Origin of the sequence: Pseudomonas syringae pv. cilantro, assembly GCF_001293775.1 — a bacterium.
Classification (GTDB): domain Bacteria; phylum Pseudomonadota; class Gammaproteobacteria; order Pseudomonadales; family Pseudomonadaceae; genus Aquipseudomonas; species Aquipseudomonas syringae_P.
The window spans coordinates 209,060-224,493 of sequence record NZ_LGLN01000086.1 but is presented as its reverse complement, the minus strand read 5'-3'; the positions used below and the strand labels follow the sequence as shown (position 1 = coordinate 224,493).

The 15,434-nt window shown below is 57.6% G+C and carries 14 protein-coding genes; 9 read left to right on the top strand and 5 right to left on the bottom strand.

What is annotated here, in order from left to right:
* Positions 1 to 781, top strand: a 781-nt coding sequence (locus ABJ99_RS24825; RefSeq protein WP_459426208.1) for a phenylacetate--CoA ligase family protein, incomplete at its 5' end; no start/stop codon positions are given.
* 110 nt (positions 782 to 891) lie between these two features.
* On the opposite strand, the gene ABJ99_RS24820 is transcribed toward ABJ99_RS24825, so the two are convergent.
* Entirely contained in the window at positions 892 to 1,434 is a 543-nt protein-coding gene (locus ABJ99_RS24820) for a helix-turn-helix domain-containing protein (RefSeq protein WP_054088048.1), read from the bottom strand.
* A gap of 151 nt (positions 1,435 to 1,585) precedes the next feature.
* On the opposite strand from ABJ99_RS24820, the gene ABJ99_RS24815 reads away from it, so the two are divergent.
* The 5 genes from ABJ99_RS24815 to ABJ99_RS24795 all read left to right on the top strand — a co-directional run bounded on the left by ABJ99_RS24815 (position 1,586) and on the right by ABJ99_RS24795 (position 6,284).
* Complete coding sequence (locus ABJ99_RS24815) at positions 1,586 to 2,368, top strand: aldolase (RefSeq protein ID WP_054088047.1); 783 nt, start codon at positions 1,586 to 1,588, stop codon at positions 2,366 to 2,368.
* Between the two features lie 31 nt (positions 2,369 to 2,399).
* Complete coding sequence (locus tag ABJ99_RS24810; protein ID WP_054088046.1) at positions 2,400 to 3,287, top strand: dihydrodipicolinate synthase family protein; 888 nt, start codon at positions 2,400 to 2,402, stop codon at positions 3,285 to 3,287.
* Positions 3,288 to 3,555: 268 nt separating this feature from the next.
* Positions 3,556 to 4,467 (top strand): diiron oxygenase, encoded by a 912-nt coding sequence (locus tag ABJ99_RS24805; RefSeq protein ID WP_230081082.1) that lies wholly within the window; start codon positions 3,556 to 3,558, stop codon positions 4,465 to 4,467.
* A 2-nt stretch (positions 4,468 to 4,469) separates the two neighbouring features.
* On the top strand, positions 4,470 to 5,249 hold the full coding sequence (locus ABJ99_RS24800; protein WP_054088045.1) for a TSUP family transporter: 780 nt from the start codon (positions 4,470 to 4,472) through the stop codon (positions 5,247 to 5,249).
* A 78-nt stretch (positions 5,250 to 5,327) separates the two neighbouring features.
* Positions 5,328 to 6,284, top strand: a complete 957-nt coding sequence (locus ABJ99_RS24795; protein WP_230081084.1) for a 2Fe-2S iron-sulfur cluster-binding protein — start codon at positions 5,328 to 5,330, stop codon at positions 6,282 to 6,284.
* Positions 6,285 to 6,367: 83 nt separating this feature from the next.
* On the opposite strand, the gene ABJ99_RS24790 is transcribed toward ABJ99_RS24795, so the two are convergent.
* The 3 genes from ABJ99_RS24790 to ABJ99_RS24780 form a co-directional block, all read right to left on the bottom strand.
* The gene (locus ABJ99_RS24790; RefSeq protein ID WP_054088043.1) at positions 6,368 to 9,517 is read right to left on the bottom strand and encodes a CusA/CzcA family heavy metal efflux RND transporter; all 3,150 of its coding nucleotides are present in this window, start codon (positions 9,515 to 9,517) and stop codon (positions 6,368 to 6,370) included.
* Positions 9,518 to 9,541: 24 nt separating this feature from the next.
* A complete protein-coding gene (locus ABJ99_RS24785; protein WP_054088042.1) occupies positions 9,542 to 10,810 on the bottom strand; it encodes an efflux RND transporter periplasmic adaptor subunit in 1,269 nt (422 codons plus the stop codon).
* A 67-nt stretch (positions 10,811 to 10,877) separates the two neighbouring features.
* Positions 10,878 to 12,104 (bottom strand): TolC family protein, encoded by a 1,227-nt coding sequence (locus tag ABJ99_RS24780; RefSeq protein ID WP_054088041.1) that lies wholly within the window; start codon positions 12,102 to 12,104, stop codon positions 10,878 to 10,880.
* A gap of 254 nt (positions 12,105 to 12,358) precedes the next feature.
* Here ABJ99_RS24780 and ABJ99_RS24775 point away from each other — a divergent pair, with 254 nt between their 5' ends.
* From ABJ99_RS24775 to ABJ99_RS24765, 3 genes are all read left to right on the top strand, one after another.
* Complete coding sequence (locus ABJ99_RS24775; RefSeq protein ID WP_003382360.1) at positions 12,359 to 13,033, top strand: heavy metal response regulator transcription factor; 675 nt, start codon at positions 12,359 to 12,361, stop codon at positions 13,031 to 13,033.
* Positions 13,030 to 14,421: a heavy metal sensor histidine kinase gene (locus tag ABJ99_RS24770; RefSeq protein WP_054088040.1), complete on the top strand. Its 1,392-nt coding sequence runs from the start codon at positions 13,030 to 13,032 to the stop codon at positions 14,419 to 14,421. Before ABJ99_RS24775 ends, ABJ99_RS24770 begins: the two co-directional genes overlap by 4 nt.
* A gap of 115 nt (positions 14,422 to 14,536) precedes the next feature.
* The gene (locus ABJ99_RS24765) at positions 14,537 to 14,938 is read left to right on the top strand and encodes an MAPEG family protein (RefSeq protein WP_054088039.1); all 402 of its coding nucleotides are present in this window, start codon (positions 14,537 to 14,539) and stop codon (positions 14,936 to 14,938) included.
* A gap of 54 nt (positions 14,939 to 14,992) precedes the next feature.
* On the opposite strand, the gene ABJ99_RS24760 is transcribed toward ABJ99_RS24765, so the two are convergent.
* A complete protein-coding gene (locus tag ABJ99_RS24760) occupies positions 14,993 to 15,403 on the bottom strand; it encodes a DUF1090 domain-containing protein (protein ID WP_054088038.1) in 411 nt (136 codons plus the stop codon).
* Positions 15,404 to 15,434: the final 31 nt, after the last annotated feature.

The following is a 15,434-nucleotide window of genomic DNA, read 5'->3' as shown; positions in this document are numbered from 1 at the left end:
AACTACCTTGAAAAACGCCGCCAAGAGCCACTTCGAAGCTCTCAACTCGATAAAGCTCAACGTACTGCTCGGCGTGCCATCGACCATCCTGCAGTTCATCGATGCCATGCAGCGGCACGGTGTGCATATCGACATCGAAAAGGTCGTCTTCAATGGCGAGGGCCTGAAAACCTTCCAGAAGAAAATAATCAGGGAAGCCTTCGGCGAGCAGGTCTCCATCGTCGGCGTTTATGGCAGCTCCGAGGGCGGAATCCTGGGCTTCACCAACAGCCCGTGCCACACCGAATACGAGTTTCTGTCCAACAAATACTTCATTGAGAAAGAAGGCGACAGCATCCTCATCACCTCGCTGACTCGTGAGAACTTCACCCCACTGCTCAGGTATCGCCTCGGTGACACTGCGACGCTTTCAATGAAAGACGACAAGCTCTACCTGACGGATATCCAGAGGGAGGACATGAGCTTCAACTTCATGGGCAACCTCATCGGCCTGGGCATCATCCAGCAGGCGATCAAACAGACACTGGGCCGTTCCTTGGAAATTCAGGTCCATCTGTCAGTGACCGAAGAGCGCAAAGAGCTGGTGACCGTTTTCGTTCAGGCCTCCGAAGTCGACGAAAACGAACGCGCCAGAATTGAAACAGCCATCGCTGACATTCCGGATATCAACGAGGCGTATCAGAAAGATCAGGGCAGCGTAGTGGTTCTGCGCAAAGATGCCAGAGACTATGCCGTCTCGGAGCGAGGCAAAATGCTTTACATCATTGACCGCAGGCATTGAACGGCTGATCTGAGCGAGTGAACATGCTGCGCCGACGGGGTCTTTGGGCTGTGCTGGCGCAGTTTTGGGGTGGAGGAGGGCCTTGGTAAAAACCTCAGATTATGCTCGATTCACTTTTCATCATGATGGATAACGACCAGCAACTGCGCCTGCTTCTCCCCGACTGAACGTATCCGATGCGGTTTTTGTGCGTTGAAATGCAGCGCATCGCCGCAATGCAGGATCACTCGTTCATTCATGAAGTCCACCTCGACTTCACCCTCGTGTACAAACAAAAACTCCTCACCCAGGTGCTCTTTGAATGCCGAATCGCCGAAGGTCGCGGGAGGGAAAATGATGAAGGGCAACAGGGTAAGGTCTGCGACTCGGTGGGCCAATACAGCATACTCGGCCTTGTGACTGTCAGATGACAGTGACTGGCGCTGGTTGCTTCTGACCAGGCTGTAGCTGGCTTGTGAGGGCGTTCCTTCAGTAAAAAGCTCTTCGACACTGACATTGAAGGCCGCCGCGAGCTTTAAAGCTGCTGCAATCGACGGCGTGTTCAACCCTCTTTCCACTTTAGACAGGTAGCTCTTGGTGATGCCCGTTTTTTCGGCAAGTACCTCAAGGGTCATCCCGAGCCGTTTTCTTAATATTTTCAGTCGGATAGACATCAATCATTTCCGTAAAGAGAAAAGTTCCACTTGACCGTGACACAAAGTGTCATATATCGTCTCTTGTGTCATATGTATTCTACCCGGTCACCATTCACGCTGCTGGTGGCACCGTCGGCGGCGTACTTCAGGATGGCTTCTAAGGACGGACATGGCCAAGACATTAGCATTACCAAAGGATCAGCTTGTCAAACAGGCCCTTGCAGAGATGCAAAGCAACCTCGCTGACAATACGTGGACCGAGCGGCAGAAGCTGGCATTGGCGTGCCGGATTCTTTACGAAAACGGTCACGATGCTGGCCTCTCAGGGCAGATTACGACCCGTGGTCCAGAGCCTGGGACGTACTACACCCAACAGTTGGGTCTGGGTTTCGACGAAATAACCGCAGGCAACCTGCTTCTGGTCAATGAGGATCTTGAAGTGCTTGAAGGTTATGGGATGCCTAACCCCGCGAACCGTTTCCACAGTTGGGTATATCGCACGCGTACTGATGTGAAATGCATAATCCATACCCATCCGATCCATATCGCAGCACTCTCAATGCTCGAACGGCCTTTGGTCGTTTCACACATGGATATGTGTCCGCTTTACGACGATTGCGCGTTTCTGGAACACTGGCCCGGTATACCGGTAGGCAATGAGGAGGGGGAACTCATCACCCGCGCGCTCGGCGAGAAGCGGGCGATTTTGCTTGCCCATCACGGCCAGTTGTCTACAGGAAGAACAATTGAGGAAGCCTGCGTTATCGCACTGCTGATCGAGCGCGCCGCCAAGCTGCAATTGCTGGCCAGCGCAGCAGGCGACATCAAGCCCATCCAGCCGGGATTAGGTCAGGAGGCTCACGATTGGATTTCCAGGCCCAAGCGTCACAGCGCAGCGTTTAATTACTATGCGCGGCAAATACTGCGTCGACATGCCGACTGCCTGAGCTGAACCAATTCGTTTGCTTTACTGGAGATACATCATGGCTACCCCTTCCATACATGGAATCATCGGTTACACCATTACCCCCTTTACCTCAAGTGGAGAGGGTGTTGAACTCGATGCGCTTGGCCGCTCGATTGATCGCCTGATCATCGGCGGCGTCCATGCAATTGCACCACTGGGCAGCACCGGCGAGGGTGCTTACCTGAGTGACAGGGAATGGGAGCAAGTCACTGAATTCAGTATTTCTCATGTGGCCAAACGCGTGCCTGTCATCGTCAGCGTTTCGGACTTGACCAGTGCGAACGCGGTACGCCGGGCGCGCTTTGCCGAAGCGAACGGCGCGGATGCTGTCATGGTGCTCCCAGTGTCATATTGGAAGCTGAGCGAGCAGGAAATCCTGCAGCATTATCAACGTATTGGTGACGCCATAAGTTTGCCAATCATGCTGTATAACAACCCGGCGGTCAGTGGTACCGACATGTCTGTGGAGCTTATTCTGCGGATTTTCAATACCGTGGAAAATGTCACTATGGTCAAAGAGAGCACGGGTGATATTCAACGGATGCACAAATTGCACCTTCTCGGGGAGGGCCGGGTGCCATTTTATAATGGCTGCAATCCGCTGGCGCTGGAAGCGTTCGCAGCGGGCGCTGTAGGCTGGTGCACTGCGGCCCCCAACCTGATAGCCGACTTGAATGGGGCGCTTTATCGGGCGATTCTCGATAATGAGTTAGGTCGCGCCCGCGAGCTATTTTACAAACAGCTGCCATTGCTGGACTTCATACTCAAAGGCGGATTGCCCGCGACCATCAAGGCGGGTCTTCGTATGACCGGGCTGGAGGTCGGCGATCCACGGCTGCCAGTGTCCGCATTAAGTGAAGATGCCTGTCTTGAATTACGCGGCTTACTGGCTCAACTGCGATAAGACACGTTTATCCATTCGATGATCCACCCCCTGTATCGATGCCTGGTGTCATGGCCTTGATGGGCGAAGGCAGTCGGCAGGGTGAGTGCTTTCATCATGACAAGAATAACGGCTTGAAGCCGATTAGAACCGATTAATTTTGCTTGCAGCGTTTGCGAGCACGATAGACCTTCAGAACTCCCGAAGAACTAATGGGCCGCATGATTATGTGGCGCCATGGGTTTGCGTGGACTGATATTTTAATGCAGATCGAAAACAGGAAGTCACCGTGACGTCGCTTAATCAGAGCTTTTGCGAGAATAATCATGTGGGCGCTATGCTCAAGAAATTATCCGGTCTGTGGGTAAACAGGGCTGCCGTCAACAACCCTCCCTTGAGTTATTCCGCGTTGGCGTTTGACCGTAACAAAGATGACTACAGCGAATCGCTTCTGCCCTTCAAAGATCATGAAGTATGGCTCGCAGCCCCCGCTCATATTCGATCCAGATGCCTGTCCTACGCGTGGATTATTTACAACATGAAAACCATCTATATCGAATGCGATATAGTGACGCCGGTGTGTGAAGACCTGATCAAGTCCCCGCCCTCAGGTTCAAGCAACAGGGAGATTATCCAGGAGGCAATGGCCGAAGCACTGCTGGATGAGGCCCTGCATACGAAGATGTCACTGTCCGCCTGTAACTACATCTATAAAATGCGCGGCATCGACTACTTTGATTTCACCGATTTCAATCTGGTGAAATGGCAGCGGGATATTTTGTCATCCTGCACAGCGTCATGGGAGCGACGACTCACTCGATTCGGAATTGCCTGCGCCAGCGAAACATTAATAACGGACTATCTGAAAACCATGTCGGAAGACACCTCTATCCAGCGTATCTGTCATGAGGTCACCAGCGCTCACGCGATGGACGAATGGAGTCACTCAAGCGTGTTCAGTCTGGTCGCAACCGACATCGTTCAGGGGTTGGGGCGCAAAGAACGAGACTACCTTCGCGCGATTATCACCAAGACGGTGAGCATGTTTGCCGACAATGAGCTTGGCGCATGGGAGAAAGCATTCTCGATGGCGGGGCTGCAGAATTACAAGGAACTGCTGCACGACACCCAGTCGAAGGATGGAATCAGTATTTATACGGGTTCTGTTGAGTCGTTGATCGATCGTATAGGGTTGAACTGATCATGGATGCTTTATATTTTCAGGAAGTGGTCGGAGTTTCTTTCTACGTTGTTCTTTTCCTTATAGCCGGCGCGACGGTTGCCGGCTTTGTAGATTCGATCTGCGGTGGCGGCGGTCTGATATCCGTGCCTGTGCTGCTGCTTGCCGGCTTTACACCTGCCCAAGCCATCGCCGCCAACAAACTTCAGGGAACATTGGGAGGGCTGGCCTCAACCCACTACTATTTAAACAAGAAAATAATTGAATGGGCCGTGCTGAAAAAAATGACCCTTGGCTCCCTCCTGGGCGGGACGCTGGGCACGTTGATGGTCTATTTTGTGGGCAACAGTTTCATGGAGACCGCGCTGCCCATCATGTTGGTGGCCATGGCCTTCTATTTTGCATTCTCTCCTAAAGTCAGTGATGTCGGCGGAAAGGCAGTCATGCCCATATCAATGCTGGGCGCGTCTGTCATCCCGTGTATCGGGCTGTATGACGGCTTCTTTGGCCCAGGAGCCGGCACGTTTTACTTAATGGCATTGGTGTCGCTGGGGGGGATGGCCATGACTCACGCGGTTGCCTACTCCAGAGTGCTGAACCTGTTCAGTAATGCGATATCGCTGCTGATCTTTATCATGCTCGGAAAAATGGTCTGGGTCGCCGGTTTTGCCATGTCGATAGGCGAGGTGGCTGGCGTTTACCTTGGCTCACACCTGGTCCGGAAGAACGGCACCAGACTCGTAAAACCGTTAGTCGTTATGGCCTGCGTCGGCATGGCCATAAAATCCATTTACAGCTGGTGATGTATGCAAAACAGGAGTTTTCTACGCTGCGAGAGCGTCACTCAAGATACTGCTTGGGTCAGAACATTTTCCTTGCGCGTGCTTGCCAAAGAAATGGCCGAGCAATGTGACATGGGTAGATATCTGATCTTGGAACTGCCTGATCGAGAGGGCGTCATTCAGCAGCGTAATTATTCGATAGTCGGCAGGCCTGAGGCAGATCTGGTCGAGATCGCCGTCAAGGACACCGGCAGGTCAGGCATATCAAGTCAGCTTCATTCAAAGGTGGCTGTCGATTCATTGCTGCTCTCTGCGGGCGTTGGAGGCCTTATCACGGTAGACAGCCTGGCCGGTGTGCAAAGGGTCGCCATGTTCGCAGGGGGCATTGGCATAACGTTGCCCATGGCGCTCATACGCCAACTGGACAGGCGGGCCAGGAATAAAATAGCGCCGCCGACTGTTCAACTGTTTGTATCGGTGCCCTCACTTGCAGAGCTCCCTTACCTGGATGAGCTTTTGGCGATGTCTCTTTCGAACGCATGGCTCGACGTAAGAATCTTTTTGACGCAAGAAAAGTTTGTCAGTGACTCCAGGCTTTTTACCTCAGGCAGACCGCTGCGAGCTGATTACACGGAACTGGGTACTCCGGAGATTGCCGTGATTTGTGGAAGCCTGGGTTTTGTGTCGGAAAACCGTGATGTGCTGAATCACCTGTTCCCGGAAACAAAACTGCTGATCGAGAATTTCACCCAGGTCTCTGACCAGCCGAGGAATTCCGCAAGGGGTGAAGCGGCCTGTAGGGTCACTGTCTACGCAACCGATCAACAGCATCAAGTTGCCATGGACGTTGCTCTGCTTGGCGAGCTGGATCGTTGTAATCTGAAGATCAAGAGTCAGTGCAAGTCCGGTATTTGTGGCAGTTGCAGGGTGAGACTGAGAAGTGGCTCGGTACGAAGTGATGGCGATTTTGCGTTGACCCCTAGAGAGCGGGAAAAAGGATATATCCTCGCCTGTTGTTCTTACCCGACGAGCGAGAGCATCTGCATCGAACTCTAGTCACCACTGTTTGGCGGATTCAACATTTTGTCGAGATAAGCAGAAAGCGCCCCGCGGGGCGCTTTTTTGTTCTGGCGAGGACGTTACTTCTGCTTCTCTGGCTCTTCCTCCTCCCGCCGATGCGCCCACTGATACAACGCCGGCAACACCAGCAACGTCAGCGCCGTCGAGGATAGAATCCCGCCAATTACCACCGTCGCCAGTGGCCGCTGCACTTCGGCGCCGGTGCCGGTGGCGAGGGCCATCGGGATGAAGCCCAGCGAGGCGACCAGCGCGGTCATCAGCACCGGGCGCAGGCGGGTGAGGGCGCCTTCGGTGATGGCGTCATGCAATGAGCGACCCTCCTCGCGCAGGCTGCGGATGAAGGAAATCATCACCAGGCCGTTCAGCACCGCGACCCCCGACAGGGCGATGAAGCCCACGCCTGCGGAGATCGACAAGGGAATGTCGCGCAGCCACAGGGCCATGACGCCGCCGGTCAACGCGAACGGGATGCCGGTGAACACCAGCAGGCCGTCTTTCAGGTTGTTGAACATCAGGAACAGCAGCGCAAGGACCAGCAGCAAGGCCACCGGCACGACGATTTGCAGGCGTTTCGCTGCGGATTGCAGTTGCTCGAACTGACCGCCCCAATTGGTCCAGTAGCCCGCCGGGATCTGCACGCCGTTGTCGATGGTGGTGCCCGCTTCCTCGACAAACGAGCCAAGGTCACGACCGCGCACGTTGGCGCTGACGATCACCACGCGCTTGCCGTTCTCGCGACTGATCTGGTTCGGCCCGAGTACCAGATCGAGGCTGGCGACCTGGGACAGCGAGATGAAGCTGATCTGCTGGCTGCCCGCATTCGCAGGCACCGGGATGAGCAGGCTGGAAAGCCCGTCCACGTCAGTGCGCAGTTGCTCGGACAGGCGCACCACCATGTCGAAACGCCGATCACCTTCATACAAGGTGCCCGCCTGACGACCGCCCAGCGCAATGGCGATGGCGTCCTGCACGTCGGCCACATTGAGGCCGTAACGCGCGGCCTTGTCGCGATCGATGTTGATGGTCAGCACCGGCAGCCCGGTGGTCTGCTCGACTTTGACTTCCGAAGCGCCCGGCACTTTTTGCAGCGTGGCGGCGATTTTGGCGGCGGTCTGGTTCAGCACGTTCATGTCGTCGCCGAACACTTTTACCGCGACGTCACTGCGCACCCCCGAAACCAGCTCGTTGAAGCGCAACTGAATCGGCTGGGACAGTTCGTAATTGCTGCCCGGCACGCTGGCGGCGGCCTTTTGCAGCTCGGCGATCAGCGTTTCGCGGGGTTTGTCCGGGTCCGGCCATTCGCTTTGCGGCTTGAGCATCACGTAGCTGTCGGAGATGTTGGGCGGCATCGGGTCGGCGGCGATCTCGGCGGTGCCGGTGCGGGCGAAAACGCGCTGCACTTCCGGCACTTTCTCGATGATGGCTTTTTCCAGGCGCTGCTGCATGTCCACCGATTGAGTCAGGCTGGTGCCCGGCACCCGCAACGCCTGCAAGGCGAAGTCGCCTTCGCTCAGGCTTGGAATGAACTCGCTGCCCATGCGGCTGGCGGTGAAGCCGGACAGCACGATCACCACGAATGCCATGCTGAAAGCGATGGCGCGATGCCCCAGCACCCAGCTCAATATCGGCGCGTAGCGCTGGCGAGCGGTGCGCATCACCAGGCCTTCTTCCTCTTTGACCTTGCCGGTAACGAACATGGCGATGGCAGCAGGTACGAAGGTCACCGAAAGAATCATGGCACCGAGCAGGGCGATGACCACGGTGAAGGCCATCGGGTGGAACATTTTGCCTTCCACGCCGGTGAGGGCAAAGATCGGCAGGTACACGACCATGATGATCAACTGGCCGAAAATCAGCGGCCGACGGGCTTCTCGCGCAGCGGCGAACACCTCGTGGAAACGCTCTGAACGGGTCAGCATGCGGCCGTACTTCTGCTGGGCATGCGCCAGCCTGCGAATGGCGTTTTCGACGATCACAACCGCGCCATCGACGATGATGCCGAAGTCCAGCGCGCCCAGGCTCATCAGGTTGGCGCTGACCTTGTTGGTGAACATCCCGGTGAAGGTGAAGAGCATGGCCAGCGGAATCACCATCGCGGTAATCAATGCTGCGCGGATGTTGCCGAGGAACAGAAACAGAATCACGATGACCAGAATCGCGCCTTCGATCAGGTTCTTTTTCACCGTCGCGATGGCTTTCTCGACCAGATTGGTACGGTCATAAACCGTTACCGCTTCGACACCTTCGGGCAGCGTGCGGTTGATGTCGGCGAGTTTGGCAGCCACGGCTTGCGAAACGGTGCGGCTGTTCTCGCCGATCAGCATGAACACCGTGCCGAGCACCACTTCACGGCCATTTTCGGTGGCTGCGCCGGAGCGCATTTCCTTGCCGATGCCGACCTCGGCCACGCTGCTGATCCGGATCGGCGTGCCCTGCACGTTGGCGATGACGATGTTGGCGATGTCGTCCACCGTGCCGAGCTGGCCCGGTGCGCGGATCAACAGTTGCTCGCCGCCGCGTTCGATGTAACCTGCGCCGACGTTGGCGTTGTTGCGCTCCAGCGCCGCCACCAGATCGTTCAGCGTCAGCTTGTAGGCGGCCAGTTTTTTCGGATCAGGGGCGATCTGATATTGTTTGGCGAAACCGCCGATGGTGTTGATCTCGGCCACGCCTGGCACGTTGCGCAATTGCGGTTTGATGATCCAGTCCTGAATCACCCGCAGGTCCGTCGGCGTGTAAGGCGTGCCATCCTCTTTCAACGCGCCGTCGCGGGCTTCGACCGTCCACAGAAAGATCTCGCCGAGGCCAGTGGAAATCGGCCCCATCATGGCGTCGACGCCTTCGGGTAACTGATCCTTGGCGATCTGCAGGCGCTCGCCCACCAGTTGCCGGGCAAAGAACAGGTCAGTGCCGTCTTCGAAGATTACCGTGACCTGCGACAGACCCGAGCGCGACAGCGAGCGCGTCTGTTGCAGGCCGGGCAAGCCGGCCATGTTGGTTTCGATGGCGAAGGTGATGCGCTGCTCGGTCTCCAGTGGCGAGAAGCCGGGCGCGGAGGTGTTGATCTGCACCTGTACGTTGGTGATGTCGGGGACCGCATCGATGGGCAGTTTCTGGTAACTGGCGATGCCCAGCCCAGCCATGAGCAGCACAGCAAGCATCACGACGATGCGCTGTTCAATCGCGAATTGAATCAACCGTTCAAACATGTGGGTGTACTCGTGGGACGCAGATCAATGGGCGTGCTCGGCGGAGCCTTTGCCCAGCTCCGACTTGAGGATGAAACTGCCAGCGGCGGCCACTTGCGTGCCCGCGGCCAGGCCTTTGACGATTTCCACATGACCGCCATCGCGGCGGCCGAGCGTCACCGGCGTCAGTTGAAAACCCTCTTCGTTGCGCACGAAGACCGACGGTTTTTCTTCAATCGACTGGACCGCCGATTCAGGCAGGCTGACGGCGACGCTGGACTGTTCGGCAGCGACCTGCACCGACACGAACAGGCCGGGACGCCAGGCACCCTGTGGGTTGGCGAGCGTCACACGCACAGCGGCGGCGCGGGTCTGCTCGCCCAGCAGGCTGCCGACATAGCCGATCTTGCCTTCGACTTTTGCATTCAGATCAGGTGCGCTGACGATCACCGGGCGACCGACCACGACTTTGTCCAGATCCTTGGGTGCCACACCAAAAGTGGCCCAGACACGGGACAGGTCCGAGAGGGTGAACGCATTGCTCGCTTCGTTGACCATCTCGCCGATGCCGAGGTGTTTTTCCACAACCATCGAGTCAAACGGTGCGATCAGTTCGTAGCGATTGCCTGCCGAAGGGTTGAGGCTGGCACCGATGGCGCTGATTTTCTGCCGGGCGTTGGCGAGGTTGATGTCGGCTTCCTGAAAATCCTGGCGCGCCTGCAAGTAATCCTGCTCGGCCGAGATCTTGTCTTCCCACAGCTTCTTCTCGCGTTGCAGGGTCAGGCGCGCCAGTTCCTGACGTCGCTGCGCGGCGTTCAGTTCGCTGCGTTGATCCGAGATTTGCTGGCTGGCAATCACCGCCAGCACCTGGCCCTTTTTCACGGACTGGCCCAGGTCGACCTTCACCTCTTCGACCACGCCGCTGACCCGAGGCACGACGTGCGCGGTGCGGTCCTCGTCGAAGCGGATTTCACCGGGGAAGGTCACGGTGGTGCTCATCTGCCGAGGCTCGGCGGTGGCCAGTTCGATACCCGCCGTCTTGATCTGCTCGGCGGTCAGCTCGATATGGCCTTCCTCTTCTTCTTCGTGGGGCTGCTCTGCGGTTGCAGCGCTCGGTTTTTTCGGGTCGCTGGCGTGGTCTTCGTCGCCGTGAGCCTCCTCCGCTGCATGAGCGTGCTCCTGGTCGGAATGCGCTTTGTCAGAAGAGCCGGTTTCAGCGGCGTAGGGCAGCAGCTGCGGGTTCAGCGCCAGACTGCCCAGACCAATAATGGCCACCACCGCCAGTGTGATGGCAATGCTTCGTTTGTTATTCATGAAAGCTCCCGGCGATCAGGTACGTACAGCACCTCTGGATACGCTCGATGTGGACGGAAAAAGACAGTCAGGGGGTGAAGCTGAACCGGTTGAGATCACCGTGGATTCGTTCGATGGCGACTCTCGCCTCGGTCGCTGTCGCCAGTGATTCCAGGTACTGGCTGCGGGCCGATATCAGCGTCCGTTGCGCATCCAGCACTTCGAGGAAACCGAACTTGCCCATTTCGAAACCACGGGTTGCGGTGTCGACGGCGCGTTGCGCGGCGGGCAGGATGACGGCGTTGAAGGACTCGACTTCCTGCGCGGCGGTACTCCACTGATCGAGGGCGGATTGCGTCTGAGTGCGCAGTCGCAGTTCGACGGCATTGCGCAGGTCGCGGGACTGGTCTGCCCGGCGTGAGGCGGCGAGCACATTGCCTTGGTTTCGGTCAAATAGCGGGAGCGGCATCGACAGCCCTACAACGTTGACCCGCTCGCGCTCTTCGCGGCTGTACTGGCTGCCGACGCTGACGGTCAGGTCCGGGATGCGCTTGGCGCGTTCCGAGCCCAAAGCGGCTTCGCGCTGTTCGATCTGGGTCTGGGCGAGGCGCAATTCGGCGGACTGATTGAGGGCGGTGAGCAGCTTCGCTGTCGGTGGCGATTTGCCGGGAGAGAGGTCGGTGTAATCCAGACGCTCGAAAGAAGCGATAGGCGAGCCGGTGGCGCGCGCCAGTTCCCGGTTGCTGTTGATTTTCAGGGTTTCGGCGCGGCGTACCAGCAAGTCGGTCTCTGCCAGTTGCACCTGCGCGCGGGTGGCTTCGACCGGCGAGACCTTACCCGCCCGCACACGCCCTTCGGCGACTTGCAGGCCACGTTCGGCAAGCGCCCTGGATTGCCGCGCCAGCTCCAGACCGGCCTGCGCCCGTGCGGCGGCGTAAAACGCTTGAACCACTTCAGCGCGCAGTTCATTGCCGCGCCTTTCAAGCTCCAGCCGAGCGGCGTCCTGACCCTTGCTGGCCGCCTCGACACGCGCGCCGCGCTTGCCGCCCAGCTCCAGCGCCTGACTGAGCATCACGGTGGTGGTGCTGGTGTCGCGCCGCGTATCTTCGACTTCCCACGACACTACCGGGTTGGGAATCAGCCCGGCCTGCTGCCGATCCCCTTCGGCGACGCCGATTTCCCATTGCGCGGCGGCAAGTTCCGGGTTGTGGGCAAAAGCGGCTTCCAGTGCCTGCGGCAGGCTGATGCCCTGGGCCGTTGCAATGCCGGGAGCCACAAGAGGTAATAACAACAGACAAAGCGCGCCGACTCTCATACCGGCCACCCCGCCAATTTATCGGTACGCCGAGTGCGCAGGTTGTTCTCCGGTCCCATGAATCACCCCATCAAAGCAAAAAAATAACAAACAGGCACGTGGGCGCTGAAGTTGGCAGGGAGGACTTTATGCAATGGGAGCTATCACAGGGATTGCCGGAAAATTACGATTCTGTTATCCAGCAAGATAAGCGTTTCTTTTCATTACACTGCGCGGCATTGTCATCATCCGTTCATCAAACAGGAAGCCTGATTATGCGAATCCTTGTAGTAGAGGACGAGCCGAAAACTGCCGAGTACATGCATCAGGGGCTCACCGAAAGTGGCTATGTCGTAGACATCGCGGCCACCGGTCTTGATGGGCTCTATCTCGCGCAGCATCAGGCCTACGACGTGGTGATTCTGGATGTGAACCTGCCGGAAATGGACGGCTGGGAGGTCTTGAGCCGTCTCAGAAAAACCGTCAACACGCGCATCATGATGGTCACCGCGCGCGGGCGGCTCGAGGAGAAAGTCAAAGGCCTGGAAATGGGCGCCGATGACTATCTGGTCAAGCCATTCGAATTTCCAGAGCTGCTGGCTCGGGTTCGCACCCTGATGCGCCGCAGTGAGCAGACCACCACCGCCAAAGTGTTGCAGGTCGGCGATCTGGAACTCGATCAGGGCCGGCACCGGGCGTTTCGCGGCAAGCAGCGCATCGACCTGACCACCAAGGAGTTCGCGCTGCTGCACTTGCTGATGCGCCACAGTGGCGAGGTCATGTCGCGTACCCAGATCATTTCGCTGGTCTGGGACATGAACTTCGATTGCGACACCAACGTGGTGGAAGTTTCGATCCGCCGTTTGCGGGCCAAGATCGACGACCCGTTCGAGACCAAACTGATCCATACCCTGCGTGGTGTGGGTTACGTCCTGGAAGTGCGTGAATGAAACCGACACGTCTCTCGACGCGCCTGGGGCTTACGGTTGTCGCACTGATCGCGTGCCTGGTGCTGGTCATGGAAATGCTCGCCTATGCGGCCATTTCCCGGCAGCTCGATCTGCGTGCAGAAGACGGTCTGAACGAGAAGTTCAGGCAGATCGAACACAGCATGAGCGAGGGTTTTCTCGCTATCGAGGACATCGTTCAATACCCGCACACGCTGCGTGACCAGATCGTCGGGCATGACAGCTTCTCGCTCACGGTTTTCGACACTGCCACGCCTCGGCAACAGTTGATGAGCGTGGGCAATGAAGAGGGGCGAAATCTGCCGGTTCCCGAGAGCGAGCCGCTATCGCAACGTTTTCAGGAGGTGAAATCGGCGCAGGGCCACAAAATCCTGCTGGGCTACAAGACGATACGCCTCAAGACGGGTCAGGACATTCTGGTCAGGCTGTCGATGGACAGGGAAAGCGACGCCGAGCTGCTGCACGCTTACGTCAAGTCGACGTACATGGCCTTGCCGGTGATTCTGCTGTTGGTCGGCTTTGGCGTCTGGTGGGTGGTGCGTCGTGGCCTGCGGCCGCTGAGGGCGTTCCGCAAAGTGACTGCGTTGATCTCGGCCCGCGATCTGTCGCATCGCATGAAAGTGCATGGCCTGCCTGACGAATTGCGCGATCTCGCGCACGCGGTCAACTTCATGCTGCACCGGCTGGATGGCGATGTGCAGCAACTGGCGCAGTTCTCCGACGACCTGGCGCATGAATTGCGTTCGCCGATGAACAATCTCATGGGCAAGGCGCAGGTCACGCTGTCCAGACCGCGTCCACCGGAAGAATACAAGCAGGCACTGGAATCCTGCACCGAAGAGCTGGAGCGTATGTCGCGCATGATCAGCCAGATGCTGTTTCTGGCCAGCGTCAGCCAGCCCGCCGCACCGTTGCCGCTCGAAGTCGTGGATTTGCGCGAGGAGTCGGAAAAAGTCGCCGAGCTGTTTTCATCGTCGGCCGAGGATCGCGACATTACCCTACAGGTTCACGGTGCTGCGAAAGTATCGGGCGACAAGCTGATGATCCAGCGGGCGATTTCGAACCTGCTGTCCAACGCGATTCGTCACGGTCTGACCGGCAGTGTCATCACGATTACCCTCGCGACGCACGGGGATGACGTGTCGCTGGCCGTGCGCAATGCCGGCGACGGGATTGACGTAGAACATCTGCCGCGATTGTTTGACCGCTTTTACCGGGTTCACGTCAGCCGTGCCCGGCAGCAGGGCGGCACCGGGCTGGGGCTGGCCATCGTGCGCTCGATCATGAGCCTGCATGAAGGGCAGGTGACGGTTCAGAGTGAGCCAGGACAGTTCACCACCTTCAATCTGATTTTCCCCAGACTGGTGTGATACGGCCGGTTACAGGTCGCGCGTCTAGAACCTTTCGCTAAGCTATTGTTCATAACGTTGTAACCGGGGTTGTCCGGCATGCGTCAATCGACGCTGAACCTATAAGGATGGACGTATGACAGTTGCTTTCTGGTGCGTGCTGGTCGCGATATTGCTGCCGATTATCTGTGCCGGTATCGCCAAGTTCGGCAGCGGCAAATTTGGCAGCGGGCATAATCATGACCCGCGGGCCTTTCTCGACAAGCTGGAGGGGTTCCCGCGCCGCGCGCACGCTGCCCAGATGAACAGCTTTGAAGTGACCCCGGCGTTTGCCGCAGCGGTGATCATTGCGCACATTGCCGGTAACGCGCAGTTGGTGACCATTGATGTGCTGGCGGTGCTGTTTATCACCAGTCGCCTGCTGTACATCATTTTCTATCTGGCAGACCTCGCTGCCTTGCGTTCCGCTGTATGGCTGGTCGGCATGGGGTTGATCATTGCGCTGTTCGGCGTGTCGGCCTTCCCGGCTGCTGCCTGACGCCGCATTCGCGACGCTGTATGTAAAGGGCAGCGTCGCAACCTTCGACGGCGATCAATCGTCCGGCTGGACTCTTTCCAGCTCAGTCTGCGCGTCCTGCAATTCCTTGCGAGATTCAGCGAGCTTGTCCTTACGCTTGTTGATCTTCTCCGGATCGCCCTTTTCCATGGCCTTGTTCAGGTCGGTCTGACGGCGGCTGACTTCCTGCTTGGCGTCGAGCACCTTTTGCTTGCGCTGTTTGATCAATGACGTTTCGGTGCAGTTGGCGTTGACCTCGGCCAGCGCCTTTTCAAGGTCGGCCTGTTCTGTCTTGTTACCCTCGGTCTTGGCATCCTGAATCTTGCTGCTGATTTCCTGACTTTTGATCTGGCATTCGGACTGCACGGGGGCCTGGGCGTCTGCGAATACGGTTGTGGCGAGCAGCGTGCAGCTGGTGAAAAGAATCAGTGGCGATAAAAACTGCATATGAACTCCGTTTGAATACGGACAGAAAAAT

Excerpts from the sequence above, each read along its gene's own strand:
- ABJ99_RS24765 (WP_054088039.1), top strand. The coding sequence starts at position 14,537 with ATGACAGTTGCTTTCTGGTGCGTGCTGGTCGCGATATTGCTGCCGATT.
- ABJ99_RS24790 (WP_054088043.1), bottom strand. The coding sequence starts at position 9,517 with ATGTTTGAACGGTTGATTCAATTCGCGATTGAACAGCGCATCGTCGTG.
- ABJ99_RS24820 (WP_054088048.1), bottom strand. The coding sequence starts at position 1,434 with ATGTCTATCCGACTGAAAATATTAAGAAAACGGCTCGGGATGACCCTT.
- ABJ99_RS24775 (WP_003382360.1), top strand. The coding sequence starts at position 12,359 with ATGCGAATCCTTGTAGTAGAGGACGAGCCGAAAACTGCCGAGTACATG.
- ABJ99_RS24780 (WP_054088041.1), bottom strand. The coding sequence starts at position 12,104 with ATGAGAGTCGGCGCGCTTTGTCTGTTGTTATTACCTCTTGTGGCTCCC.
- ABJ99_RS24800 (WP_054088045.1), top strand. The coding sequence starts at position 4,470 with ATGGATGCTTTATATTTTCAGGAAGTGGTCGGAGTTTCTTTCTACGTT.
- ABJ99_RS24815 (WP_054088047.1), top strand. The coding sequence starts at position 1,586 with ATGGCCAAGACATTAGCATTACCAAAGGATCAGCTTGTCAAACAGGCC.
- ABJ99_RS24810 (WP_054088046.1), top strand. The coding sequence starts at position 2,400 with ATGGCTACCCCTTCCATACATGGAATCATCGGTTACACCATTACCCCC.
- ABJ99_RS24760 (WP_054088038.1), bottom strand. The coding sequence starts at position 15,403 with ATGCAGTTTTTATCGCCACTGATTCTTTTCACCAGCTGCACGCTGCTC.
- ABJ99_RS24770 (WP_054088040.1), top strand. The coding sequence starts at position 13,030 with ATGAAACCGACACGTCTCTCGACGCGCCTGGGGCTTACGGTTGTCGCA.
- ABJ99_RS24785 (WP_054088042.1), bottom strand. The coding sequence starts at position 10,810 with ATGAATAACAAACGAAGCATTGCCATCACACTGGCGGTGGTGGCCATT.